General features: G+C 31.0%; 14 protein-coding genes. 11 read left to right on the forward strand and 3 right to left on the reverse strand.

Going from position 1 to position 13234, the window contains the following annotated elements:
* The first annotated feature begins 39 nt into the window (after nt 1-39).
* The 5 genes from gcvT (at nt 40) to AC3IF2_RS05645 (ending at nt 3506) form a co-directional block, all read left to right on the forward strand.
* Complete coding sequence (gcvT, locus tag AC3IF2_RS05625) at nt 40-1122, forward strand: glycine cleavage system aminomethyltransferase GcvT (protein ID WP_489166091.1); 1083 nt, start codon at nt 40-42, stop codon at nt 1120-1122.
* 78 nt (nt 1123-1200) lie between these two features.
* Entirely contained in the window at nt 1201-1485 is a 285-nt protein-coding gene (locus tag AC3IF2_RS05630) for a 4a-hydroxytetrahydrobiopterin dehydratase (RefSeq protein ID WP_489166092.1), read from the forward strand.
* 9 nt (nt 1486-1494) lie between these two features.
* A complete protein-coding gene (locus AC3IF2_RS05635) occupies nt 1495-1998 on the forward strand; it encodes a hypothetical protein (protein WP_489166093.1) in 504 nt (167 codons plus the stop codon).
* Between the two features lie 39 nt (nt 1999-2037).
* Nucleotides 2038-2553 (forward strand): GNAT family N-acetyltransferase, encoded by a 516-nt coding sequence (locus AC3IF2_RS05640; protein ID WP_489166094.1) that lies wholly within the window; start codon nt 2038-2040, stop codon nt 2551-2553.
* Between the two features lie 56 nt (nt 2554-2609).
* Complete coding sequence (locus tag AC3IF2_RS05645) at nt 2610-3506, forward strand: MBL fold metallo-hydrolase (RefSeq protein ID WP_489166095.1); 897 nt, start codon at nt 2610-2612, stop codon at nt 3504-3506.
* Here AC3IF2_RS05645 and AC3IF2_RS05650 read toward each other — a convergent pair.
* A complete protein-coding gene (locus tag AC3IF2_RS05650) occupies nt 3503-4045 on the reverse strand; it encodes a 1-acyl-sn-glycerol-3-phosphate acyltransferase (RefSeq protein WP_489166096.1) in 543 nt (180 codons plus the stop codon). The two genes, AC3IF2_RS05645 and AC3IF2_RS05650, sit on opposite strands and share 4 nt — an antisense overlap.
* Nucleotides 4046-4134: 89 nt before the next feature.
* On the opposite strand from AC3IF2_RS05650, the gene AC3IF2_RS05655 reads away from it, so the two are divergent.
* Nucleotides 4135-4677, forward strand: coding sequence for a DsrE family protein (locus AC3IF2_RS05655; RefSeq protein ID WP_489166097.1), 543 nt, complete (start codon nt 4135-4137; stop codon nt 4675-4677).
* Nucleotides 4677-5999, forward strand: a complete 1323-nt coding sequence (locus AC3IF2_RS05660) for a DNA recombination protein RmuC (RefSeq protein WP_489166098.1) — start codon at nt 4677-4679, stop codon at nt 5997-5999. The genes AC3IF2_RS05655 and AC3IF2_RS05660 overlap by 1 nt, the downstream gene beginning before the upstream one ends.
* 429 nt (nt 6000-6428) lie before the next feature.
* Here the strand turns inward: AC3IF2_RS05660 and glyA are convergent, their stop codons facing one another.
* Nucleotides 6429-7703 carry a serine hydroxymethyltransferase gene (glyA, locus tag AC3IF2_RS05665; protein WP_489166099.1) on the reverse strand — a complete coding sequence of 425 codons (1275 nt, stop codon included), beginning with the start codon at nt 7701-7703 and terminating at the stop codon, nt 6429-6431.
* A 111-nt stretch (nt 7704-7814) separates the two neighbouring features.
* Between glyA and fahA the strand changes: the two genes are divergently transcribed.
* The 4 genes from fahA to AC3IF2_RS05685 all read left to right on the forward strand — a co-directional run bounded on the left by fahA (nt 7815) and on the right by AC3IF2_RS05685 (nt 12857).
* Entirely contained in the window at nt 7815-9095 is a 1281-nt protein-coding gene (gene fahA / locus AC3IF2_RS05670) for a fumarylacetoacetase (RefSeq protein ID WP_489166100.1), read from the forward strand.
* 99 nt (nt 9096-9194) lie between these two features.
* On the forward strand, nt 9195-10367 hold the full coding sequence (locus AC3IF2_RS05675) for a hypothetical protein (RefSeq protein WP_489166101.1): 1173 nt from the start codon (nt 9195-9197) through the stop codon (nt 10365-10367).
* Between the two features lie 9 nt (nt 10368-10376).
* The gene (locus tag AC3IF2_RS05680) at nt 10377-11582 is read left to right on the forward strand and encodes an alkaline phosphatase family protein (RefSeq protein ID WP_489166102.1); all 1206 of its coding nucleotides are present in this window, start codon (nt 10377-10379) and stop codon (nt 11580-11582) included.
* A gap of 90 nt (nt 11583-11672) precedes the next feature.
* The gene (locus AC3IF2_RS05685; RefSeq protein ID WP_489166103.1) at nt 11673-12857 is read left to right on the forward strand and encodes a hypothetical protein; all 1185 of its coding nucleotides are present in this window, start codon (nt 11673-11675) and stop codon (nt 12855-12857) included.
* Here AC3IF2_RS05685 and ytxJ read toward each other — a convergent pair.
* Nucleotides 12854-13234 carry a bacillithiol system redox-active protein YtxJ gene (gene ytxJ, locus AC3IF2_RS05690; RefSeq protein WP_489166104.1) on the reverse strand — a complete coding sequence of 127 codons (381 nt, stop codon included), beginning with the start codon at nt 13232-13234 and terminating at the stop codon, nt 12854-12856. The genes AC3IF2_RS05685 and ytxJ overlap by 4 nt on opposite strands.

The raw sequence follows: 13234 nt of genomic DNA on the forward strand, positions 1-13234 counted from the left end.
TATTTAATATTTAGCTTTGCTATTTAACTCATATCTACAATGAAAAATACTGCTTTAACACATATACATGAATCTCTAGGAGCTAAAATTGTTCCTTTTGCAGGATATAATATGCCTGTGCAATACGAAGGCGTAAACATAGAACACGAAACTGTTAGAAATGGTGTTGGTGTATTTGATGTTTCGCATATGGGTGAATTTGTAATTTCTGGCCCAAATGCGTTGGCACTAATTCAAAAAACTTGCTCAAATGATGCTTCAAAATTATTTGATGGTAAGGCCCAATATAGTTGTATGCCAAACGATGATGGTGGTATAGTAGATGATTTAATTATTTATAGACTAGAAGAAGATAAGTATGTATTAGTAGTAAACGCTTCTAACATTCAAAAAGATTGGGATTGGCTTCAATCTAAAAATGATGTTGGTGCAGAAATGAAAGATGTTTCAGAGAACTTCTCTTTATTAGCAATACAAGGACCAAAAGCTGCAGAAGCCATGCAGCCATTATCTTCTGTAGACCTTGAAAATATGAAGTATTATACAGTACAAGTTGCTGATTTTGCAGGAATTGAAAATGTAATGATATCTGCAACTGGTTACACAGGCTCAGGAGGATTTGAAATTTATGTTCGTAATGAAGACGTAGAAAAGGTATGGCACAAAGTTTTTGAAGCTGGAGTTGATTATGGTATAAAACCAATTGGATTAGCTGCACGTGATACTTTGCGTTTAGAAATGGGATTCTGCTTGTATGGAAATGATATTAATGACACTACCTCTCCTATTGAAGCAGGCTTAGGTTGGATTACCAAGTTCACAAAAGAATTTACAAATCATGAAGAGCTTAAAAAACAAAAAGATCATGGTACCGACCGTAAACTAATTGCTTTTGAGTTAAATGATCGTGGTATTCCTCGTCAAGGATATGATATTGTTGATGGTAACGGTAAGAAGATTGGCGAAGTCACTTCTGGCACTATGAGTCCGTCATTAAAAAAAGGAATTGGCCTAGGTTATGTGCCTAGAGTTTTTACAGATGTTGGTAGCATTATTAATATTCAAATTAGAAAAAATGCAGTGCCTGCTACGGTAGTTAAATTACCTTTTTATAAAGAGTAGCCTTATTAAAATAGTATTTCAAAAAGCGAAGCGTAATTTTAATGCTTCGCTTTTTGTATTTTTATAGAAAACAAAATCATGAGTAAATTATCAGAAGATCAGATTCAAGAAAAGCTACAACTATACCCAGATTGGGAATATATAGATAACGGATTAGAAACCACCTTAGAATTTGAAAGTTTTAGGGATTGTTTTTCTATTATGACGCGTATTGCTTTCGAGGTTGAAGATCAAAATCATCACCCAGAATGGAGTAATGTGTATAATAAATTAGCAATTCGACTATCTACGCATAGTGCAGACGGAGTTACTGAAAAAGATTTTAAATTATTAGAAACAATTGAAAATATTATATCAAATTAATTGACCAACTTGACTATTCAAGAAAAAATAGAATATAATATTGATCAAATTCAAGATGGGGTTGACTTTAAAATGCTTCTTTTCAATGAAGGAAAATATGATAAAGAACATTTAAGAACAGTAATTAGAAATGTTGGTGTTAGATTAACTATTGCAAATAATTTAAATATTCCTTTAATTATCGATAGTATTTATCTTGGAGTATTTAATGAGAACAAATTAGAAAAGTTGTATTCCTCCTCTCAATTATCTCAAATATTACCCAAAGTTTTAAATTCAAAAGATAAATTTTCTGTATGCTTTTACGGGTGGGAAATAAAAGAAAGATTTGAAAAGTTTCAAAAGGAAAGAGGCATGTTTATTTTTTCTGTATTGGATAGTAATACAACTTATCATTCATCTAAATTTAAAGGTGATGAAATTGAAAAGCATTTGAAATACTTGGAAGATGAAGAAGCTGCTAATTGGGGTTCAATAGATTATTTTTCTTTTGATATTGAAACTACCTTGTAATTAATTTATAATAGCTATAAAATCATATTTAATAAGCAATTGATAGTAGTAAATAGCGATATTAATGATATTGAAGAAATATTCAAGCTATATAAAATAGCAACAGAGTACCAAAAAAAGATGTTTCCAGATAATTTATGGCCTGAGTTTAAAAGAAGTTTAGTTGAAACTGAAATTAATGAGTACAGGCAATGGAAGCTAATAATAGATGATAAGATTGCTTGTGTTTGGGCAACAGCTTTTAGTGACCCACAGATTTGGGAAGAAAAAGATAAAGACCCAGCTGTTTACATACATAGAATAGCTACAAATCCTGAATTTAGAGGCAGAAATTTTGTTTCAGAAATTGTAAAATGGGCAAAAGACTATGCACAATTAAATAATAAATTATTTGTAAGACTTGACACTTGTGGTAATAACACAAGGCTAATCAATCATTATAAAAAATCTGGATTTGACTTTTTAGGAATGTCAAAAATTAAAAGTTCTGATGGTTTGCCTAGTCATTATTACAATGCAGATGTATGCTATTTTCAAATTGAACTAAATCCCTAATAAGAGAATTTGTAATTTTAACTAGTAGAAGTCGTCTTAGAAACAAACTCAATATCATGAAAACAATTCTTTCATTATTTATTACGCTAATAACGCTAGCCCTTACTGCACAAAACAGAGAAATTATGGTAAAAAGCCATAAAGTAGCTGATAGTATCTATATGCTAACCGGCTCTGGTGGTAATATTGGTATATCTATCGGTAAAGATGGTGTTTTTATGATTGATGATCAATTTGCACCTTTAACTCAAAAAATATTAGAAGAAATTAAAACTTTAACAGACAAACCAGTTAAGTTTTTGATTAATACACATTGGCATGGTGATCACACAGGAGGTAATGAAAATATGAACAAGACTGGTGCTGTTGTTATTGCTCATGAAAATGTTAGAAAACGTATGAGCACAGAACAATTTAATAGCCTTTGGAATAGAACTACTCCTCCATCTCCTGAAGCAGCTTTACCAGTTGTAACGTTTGATAAAAGCCTAACTTTTCATTTAAATGGTGAGGATATTTTAGTGTTTCATGTGCATAATGCTCACACAGATGGCGATGCTATGATCTATTTTAGTAAAAGCAATGTATTACACACAGGTGATACTTATTTTCAAGGAAAATATCCTTACATAGATCTTGACGCCGGAGGAACCGTTAATGGTTATATAAAAGCTATTAAACATGCTTTAAGTTTAATAGATGATGAAACAAAAATTATTCCTGGACACAGAAGTACTTCTAATAAAAAAGAATTGCAAGAATACCTTGCTATTCTAGAAGATATTAAAGTTAAAGTCTTAAAGGAAATTGAAGCTGGCAAAACTGTAGAAGAAGTAACAAATGATGCATCTCTTACTAAAAAATATGACGATCTTAATTATGGAGATTGGTTTATAAAACCAGACGTTATGCGTAAGACTTTTTATAAGAGTTTAAAAACGGCTAAGATTTAATCAAAACTTAATTCAGGTTTTTTACCTTTTATTCCTCTAAAATAGGAATAGAAATATTCAAAATCTTTTTCTTTATTATCTGTTAAATAATACGGTTCAGAAATTCTAACTTGTTTATTTTCAAAATCTAAAGTAGCCATCACTACTGGTACATTTGCCCCTTTTGCTATATAGTAAAACCCTGTTTTAAATTCGGTTACTTTTTTACGCGTGCCTTCTGGTGATAAAGCAAAAATAAACGCATCTCTAGAATTAAAAACATCGACAATGGCATCAACTGCATTATTATTTTTTGATCTGTCTACCGGGGCTCCACCAAGCCATCTAAATAAAAAACCAAATGGCGGTTTAAACAAAGAAGCTTTACCAACATAGTTGATCTTTGCACCTTTAATGTACTTAACCATAATGCCTAAAGGAAAATCTACCCAACTGGTATGTGGTGCGGCTATAATGACGTATTTTTTAAGTTTAGGAAAATCATTTACAATCTTCCAACCCATAATATGAATCAAAATAAATCTTGATAAAAACTTCATTATTCAATGATACAATTTTATAAACAAAACATCAAATCTCTATGAATAGCTAAAGATATTTTGTAATATTATTGATTGAAATTTTCGACATGAAAAACATAATTATTTTTCTTATTTGTATATCCTTTTCTGGAGTAAATGCACAAGAGCAACAAAAAAAAGCAGGACCAATTATTAAAGATTTTGGTCATGTATTCACTATAGAAAACTCGCAATTATTATTGCAGAGAGACAAAATTTACAAAGTAATTTTCGATGTTTATACAAATACAGATATAGAAGGCGCAATCAATCCTTTAATTAATACTGTTGCGCGTTATTTAAATATGCATGCACAGAATGGAGTTCCTGCCGAAAACATGAAAGTAGCTTTTGTAATGCATGGTAAGGCTGCAAAAGATGCTCTAAGCAATAGGGCATATAAAGAAAAGTATCAAATTGATAACCCAAATGCTAAATTGATTACAGCTCTAAAAGAAGCTAACGTAGATATTTATGTTTGTGGGCAATCGTATAAATCTAGAGGTTTACCAATTGAAGGCTTATCTAAAGATGTAAAGCTTTCACTATCAGCATTAACAGCATTGATTGAGTATCAAGAAAATGGCTATAAAATCATAAACTTTAATTAATGCAAGAAAGTCTTATTTATATTATCGTTTTTATTGTTGCTGCGATTATAGGTGTCTTGTTAGGTATTTATATTAATAACTTAAAGAATAAAGTAAAATTGAGTGCATTAGATGAGCGTGATACTCAGTTACAAAATTCTATTAATTCTTTACAGGAAAAAATAGATAAAACCGAAAGTGAAAGAGAAGAAATACGGCGTGAAAAAGATTTTTTAAATACTGAGCTTACGCGGAAGAACACTGAGTATGAAAACCTACAACAACAAAACCTACTACGTGATAAAGAACTGGCCAAGCAACAAGAACAACTTAGAAAGGATTTTGAGTTACTTGCTAATAATATTTTAGAAAAAAATTCTTCAAAAATCACTGAACAGAATAAAGAGAATCTTAAAACAATTTTAAATCCTTTACAAGAAAAGATCAAAACGTTTGAAAAGAAAGTTGAAGACACTCATAAAGAAAGTATTGATCGTCATGCAGCCTTGAGGCAACAAATTTTGGGATTAAAAGAACTCAATGAGCAGATGAGTAAAGAAGCTATTAATTTAACCAAAGCTTTAAAAGGTGATAGTAAAACGCAAGGAAATTGGGGTGAATTGGTTTTAGAGCGCGTTTTAGAAAAATCTGGATTAGAAAAAGATAGAGAATATTTTATTCAGCAAAGTTTTGCTGGCGAAAATGGTAAGCGTGTAATGCCAGATGTAGTTATTCACTTACCAGATAATAAAAAAATGATTATTGATTCTAAAGTTTCTTTAACAGATTATGAGAAATTTGTGAACGAAGAAGATGAGAACATGAAGAGTGTTCATCTTAAAAAACATGTCAATGCTATAAAAGCTAGAATAGAAGAACTATCTGAAAAGAAATATGAAGACATCTATCAAATAGAATCACCAGATTTTGTGTTGTTATTTGTTCCAGTAGAACCTGCTTTTGCTATTGCTATTAATACTGATAATCAATTATATAATAAAGCCTTCGAAAAGAATATTGTAATTGTTACTCCCTCTACCCTTTTAGCTACACTCCGTACCATAGACACCATGTGGAATAACGAAAAACAGCAACGTAATGCTATAGAGATTGCTCGTCAGGCTGGAGCTTTATATGATAAATTTGATGGTTTAATGAAAGATCTTGTTGGTGTTGGTAAAAAAATAGATGCTTCTAAAACAGATTATAATGCAGCCATGAATAAGCTTTTTGAAGGAAAAGGAAACCTTATTTCAAGTGTAGAAAAAATAAAGAAGTTGGGTGCAAAAGCTAAAAAGGCATTACCAGAAAATATTATTGAACGGGCTCAAGAGGAAGACTAATGTCATTCTGAGTAAAACGAAGAATCTAAAAAAGAGGTTCCTACTTTCGTAGCAATTGACAGTATTTTGTCATTCTGGACTTGTTTCAGAATCACATTCTTTTTTTTTATCATTTTTTTAATATTTTAATTCTCTCAGTAATTTTCATATTCATAAAACTAAATAGAAATATTAAAGAAAAAACAACCTGCCACCATTCCCAATTACTCCAAATAATTATTGTAATTGATATTATTAGAAATATAAAATCTTTATTTTTAAGTTTTATTTGCATGTTTAATAGTATTAAGCTGCAAACATATGTAAGAGTAATTTCTTGGTATAGGACAATTTGAAAACACAATAATTCTAAAGTAAAAACTCAGTATTCAACTGGGTTTTTTATAGTATTATGAGATGCTGAATAAAGTTCAGCATGACGTTTTTACTTTAAACAACAAACAATGGTCTATTGACCATTAGGGTATTCACTTTTTCACCAACAGTTTCTAAAACAGTTTCATTTTCATAATTGTTAATCACTTCATCAATTAAAGAAACAATAGTTTCCATGTCTGCTTCTTTTAATCCTCTTGTGGTAACAGCAGCAGTTCCAACACGTATACCCGAAGTTATAAATGGCGATTTATCATCAAATGGTACCATGTTCTTATTAACTGTAATTTCAGCCTTTACCAGAGCATTTTCAGCTTCTTTACCAGTAATATTTTTATTTCTAAGATCAATAAGCATCATATGATTATCTGTGCCGCCAGAAATAATATGATAATCTCTTTCAACAAAAGCTTGTGCCATAGCTGCAGCATTTCGCTTTACTTGGATTTGATAATGCAAGAATTCATCCGTTAAAGCTTCACCAAACGCAATTGCCTTAGCCGCGATAATGTGTTCTAACGGGCCACCTTGATTACCAGGAAAAACAGCCATATTTAATATAGTTGACATCATTTTAGGCTTGCCACTTTTTAAAGTAATACCCCAAGGATTTTCAAAATCTTTACCCATCATTATCATTCCACCTCTTGGTCCTCTAAGTGTTTTATGAGTTGTTGTAGTTACAACATGGCAATGTGGTATAGGGTCGCTTAAGATTCCTTTTGCAATCAATCCTGCCGGATGTGAAATATCTGCCATTAATAGAGCACCAACACTATCTGCAATTTCTCTAAAACGTTTAAAATCCATATCACGAGAGTAAGCTGAAGCACCTGCAATAATCAATTGCGGTTTTTCTCTTTCAGCAGTTTCTTTAATCTTATCATAATTTAATACACCGGTTTCCTTATCTACTCCATAAAACGATGTTTTATACAAATTGCCTGAAAAATTAACTGGCGAGCCATGAGTTAAGTGTCCGCCATGAGAAAGATCAAATCCTAAAATTTTATCACCAGGTTTTAACAAGGCATAATATACTGCTGAATTAGCCTGTGATCCGGAATGTGGTTGCACATTTATATATTCTGCACCAAATAATGCTTTAGCTCGATCTATAGCCAATTGTTCAACTTGATCTACAACTTCACATCCACCATAATAACGTTTACCTGGATAACCTTCTGCATATTTATTGGTTAAAACAGAGCCAGCAGCTTCCATAACCTGTTCACTAACAAAATTTTCTGAAGCTATTAATTCTAAACCATGTAATTGTCTTTCTTTTTCCTCTTGTATAAGGTCAAAAATTTGTTGATCGCGATGCATTATTTTGGTAGTTTATAGAATTGTTAAATAAGTAACCAAAAGTACTAATTTCATTTTTCTAATACATATAAACATTTATATTTGAATAAAAATTAATTCACAAGTTATCAAATGAAAATAACAGCTAATAATCCTAATAGAATATCTTGGTTACAAGTAGATAAAAATTCAGATTTCCCAATTCAAAATATACCTTTTGGCGTCTTTCTAACAAGAGACGATATCATTACTATTGGTACTAGAATTGGTGATTATGCTATAGATCTAGGCGCTTTACATCAGTTAGGCTATTTTAGCGAAATACCATTAACAGACGATATTTTTTTACAGGATACTTTAAATGATTTTATTGCAGATGGACGTAAAACATGGCGATTAGTTCGTAATAGAATTGCTGATATATTCGACACAACCAATGGTGAATTAAGAGATAATGCTATACATAAAGATAGAATTATCTTTAGAATCGATGAAGTAGAAATGCAATTGCCAGTAAGTGTTGGCGACTATACAGATTTTTATGCTAGTAAAGAACACGCCACTAATGTGGGAAGCTTATTTAGAGACCCTAAAAATGCTTTGATGCCTAATTGGCTACATGTGCCAATAGGATACCATGGAAGAAGTTCCTCCATTATTCCATCTGGAACTCCAATTAGAAGACCAATTGGGCAATCTAGGCCAGCAGAAGGAACAAATACTCCTGGATTTGGACCTTCGAAGCTATTAGATTTTGAATTAGAAATGGCTTTTATTACTACGGATGCTAATGATCTAGGAAAAAGAATACCTATTGAAGAAACTGAAGAATATATTTTCGGATTGGTATTATTTAACGATTGGAGTGCTAGAGATATACAAGCATGGGAATATCAACCTCTTGGGCCATTTTTAGGAAAGAACTTTGCTTCAACAATATCACCTTGGATAGTCACATTAGATGCTCTTGAGCCTTTTAGGGTAGACAATCCTAAGCAAGATCCTACTCCACTACCGTATCTTCAAGTTGATGGTAAAAAAAGTTACGATATCAATTTACAAGTTGGTATACGACCAGAAAATGCTAACGAAACTATTGTAGCCAATTCTAATTTTAAATATATGTATTGGACAATGGCTCAACAATTAGCACATCATACTGTAAATGGGTGTAATGTTCGTGCCGGAGATATGATGGGATCTGGAACTATTTCAGGACCTACTCCAGATAGCTATGGATCTATGCTAGAATTAACTTGGCGAGGTGCAAATCCTCTTAAAATGAATGATGGAACCGAACGTAAATTTATCAATGACAACGATACCGTAATTATGCGCGCCTATTGCAAAAATGATGAAGTTCGTGTTGGTTTTGGCGAATGCACAGGTAAAGTACTTCCGGTAATAGAATAGAATAATTCTATCAATAGGATACCTAATTTAGGTTAAGACTTTGATTTTAGCCCAAATTAGGTTATTTTCGTTTACACATTAATCAAAATCAATCATCTTATGAAAAAGCTTTTATACGCTGTCTTAACCATTATTCTGCTATCTGCCTGCGGCGGGACACAAAAAACCACAAATTATTTACAAACAGGTAATTATATTGAAGCTTTTAATAATTCTGTAGCTCAATTAAATAAAGATAAATCGAGTAAAGCGAATCAGAAACATATTCCTTTATTAAAAGAAGCTTATGATAAAGCTGCACAGAATGATCTTGCAGAGATTAAAAGTCTAAAAGCTCAAAAATCTCCAGATGCTCTTAAAAAAGTTTATGGCAAATATTTGAACTTAGATTTACGTCAGGATGAAGTTAGAGTATTACAACCTTTATATTATGAAGGGCAAGAAGTGAAATTTGATTTTAATGATTACACAGATGAGATTAAGAAATCTAAAAATGCATATTCAGCATCTCTTTACAATTTAGCAATGCAAGAAATGAAAGGAGGCACTGAAGGTGCTCGAAAGGCACATAAGCATTTAGAAGAATTGATCTATGTAGATCCAGCTTATAAATCTAATTTAAATCAATTATTGCAAAATGCTAAAAATCAAGGAAGTAGTTTTGTGCTAGTAAATTTTAAAAACAATGTACAATCTATACATAAAGATAGTTTACAAGGTTTTTCTAGAATTAATTCTGGCGGGTTTGATAATCAGTGGTTAGTGTTTCATAATAAGTATGATAAAAGAACTAAATACGATTATCAGGTAGATGTATCATTAGATAAGTTGTCTTTTACACAACCAGAAACGAAGACACAAACTATCCCTCAGGAAGCTAGAATTCAAGATGGTTGGCAATATAGTTTAGATGCCAATGGTAATGTAAGAAAAGATGATAAAGGTAATGATATTAGAACACCTAAATATAAAATTGTTAGAGCAGAAGTTGTATTATATCAACAAAATAAAGCTTCAAAATTAGATGGAACTGTAAATATTAAAAACCTAAAAACAAAGCAAACCATCTCTAATAATCCTATGTTTGGTGAAGCTAACTTTCAAAATACTTACGGTAAATACAGAGGTGACCAAAGAGCTATTGAGCAAAAATATCACAAAGCTTTACAAACAAAAGAAACACCATATCCTAAAGATTACTTATTTGTAAAATATTCTATTAGTAATTTTAAACAAAAAGTCACTGCTCTACTTAGTCAACAGAAATTCTAAATACCAAATGTGTTAAATAAACTATTTGCTTTTTTATTTGCTATTAATGCAATTATATCTTTTGCGCAAAAGAGTTCTGAAAATTATGTAGTTATAGTATCCTTAGATGGATTTAGAGCCGATTATCTCGAATTGCATCATGCCTGTAATATGCTAAATATTGCTAAAAAAGGTGTTAGAGCTAAGCGAATGATTCCTTCTAATCCTACAAAGACATTTCCCAATCATTACACATTGGTAACAGGCTTATACCCAGATAATCATGGATTGATTGGTAATTATTTTTATGATTCTGAACTACAAAAAGAATATTCATTAAAAGATAGAAGTAGCGTTGAGAATGGAGAATTTTATGGAGGTGAACCTATTTGGAATACAGCAAAAAAAGCTGGATTACGAACTGCATCCTATTTTTGGGTAGGTACTGAAGCAAAAATTGACGGAATACAGCCAGATATTTGGAAAAAATTTAATAGTAAAATTACTTTTGAGCAACGTGTCGATTCAGTCATTTCGTGGCTAAAACTTCCTAAAATCGAACGCCCTAGACTGGTTTTATTATACTTTGAAGAACCCGATAGTGCAGGACATCGGTATGGACCTGAAAGTAAGGAAACAACTTATAAAGTTCAATATGTCGATAAATTAATTGGTGATTTTCATAAAAGATTAATGCAATTACCAATTGCAAATAAGATAAACCTAATCTTAGTAGCTGATCATGGTATGCGAAGAATTCATAAAGACAAGCAAATAATTCTAGAAGATCATATTAAAAAAGATTGGTTAGTAGGAGCTTATGGTAACAACCCAGTATTTACATTAAAAACAAAACCAGAGAAAAAAGACAGCGTATACAATAGCTTAAAGAAGATACCAAACTTAAATGTTTATAAACGTAATGAGGCACCAGAAGAACTTCATTTTGCATATAATATACGTAATAATGACATGATCTTAATACCAAATCCAGGATATAGCCTATTTGCAAAGCATGCTGGAGGAAGACAATTTGGTGGAGCACACGGTTATTTAAATACTGATGAGCAAATGAGTGCCATTTTCATAGCGAAAGGGAACATGTTTAAGAAAGGATATACAATAGATAAATTAAAAAATATAGAAATATATAACCTTGTTGCTCATATATTAGGGATAATCCCAGCCCCAAACGATGGAAATTTTGATAATGTAAAAAGTTTATTAAAAAAGTAGATTATTAATTTAGCTTAAGATTCTCTTTACTACAATAAGCAATTATAATAACCGTTATTTTATTTGACTTTAATCCTAACTAAACAAGTCATGAAAAGAATAGCATTTATAATTGTCGCTGCACTTATTTTATCATGTAGTACAGCCAGACAAACTCAAAAAGCAATAAATACTGGTGATTATTATACAGCTATTAATAAAGCTATAGCAAAACTCGCTGTAAATAAAACAAAAAGAGGTAATGAAGATATTATATTACTTTTAGAAGATGCCTTTAAACGTAACGCAACACGATTAGAAGGTAATATTAAAATCCTAAAAAAAGATAGTAATCCAGCTAATTATGAAGGGATCTATAATACATATCTTGACCTTAATTCGGTTCAAGAAAGAATAAAGCCTTTACTTCCGTTAAGAATATCTTCAGAAAACAGAAGTGCTTCATTTAAGTTTAAAGACTATACAAATAGTATTATATCTTCAAAAAATAGACTTTCTGAGTATTTATATACAAATGCTTCAAATTTAATTGCGTCTGCACAAAACAAGTATGATTATAGAAAAGCTTACGAAGATTTTGAATATTTAAATAAAATAAATCCAAATTATAAAGACACAAGAGATAAAATAGAAGAGGCTTATCAAAAAGGATTAGACTATGTAAGCGTAAATCTATTTAATGATTCTGAAATTGCATTACCACAAAATCTAGAAGAAGATCTCTTAAACTTTAATGCTTATAGTTTGAATAATTTATGGACTAGATTTCATACCAATCAACAAGAAAATGTTAATTATGATTATGAAATGCAGTTAAAATTTAATTCTATTTTAATTAGCCCAGAACAATTAAGCACTAAACATATAGTAAAAGAAAAAGAAATAAAAGATGGTTGGAAATATGTTTTAGACGATAAGGGGAATGTAAAAAAAGATAGCTTAGGTAACGATATAAAAGTTGATAAGTATAAAGTTGTAAAATGTAATTTTTACAAGCATAAACAACTTAAAGATGTTCAAATATCTGGTAATGTTAGTTATTATGATCTAAAGACTAATCAACAAATAAACTCATATCCGTTAAGCTCAGGTTTTGTTTTTGAGAATGTTTACGCCGACTTTAGAGGAGACAAAAGAGCTTTAGATAAAGATCTATTAAAACTTGCCGAAAGAAGACCTCTACCCTTTCCTAGTAACGAAGAAATGGTTTATGATAGCGGGCAAGACTTAAAGAATAGAATAAAGTCTATCATTAAGCAGCACGGTTTTAATTAAGCTAGCTTTAAACTCATAATATCGTAGTGAGAATCATGTGCTACCACTACTCCATCTTTAATCAGTAATACCTGAGGTGATTGATGTAGCACTTGAAATCGACCTGCTATTTCATTAGAGATATCTCTATAATTTAATAGGTCTAAATAATAAAAGTCAATCGTGTCTGTAGCTACAGAGCGTTGAAATTGATTCATTACTCCTTTACTAATATGACAACGAATGCTATGTTTAAATATGGCTTGCTGTTTGTCTTTAGATTTCTCTATAATTTCGTCTAATTGAGTAATAGAGGTTAGAGGAACCCAATTTATGCTAGATTTTTCCTCAACTTTTTCTCCCTTTTTATTTCCAAATATATTATCTAATATTCCCAT

The sequence above is a fragment of the Maritimimonas rapanae genome (genome assembly GCF_057837205.1).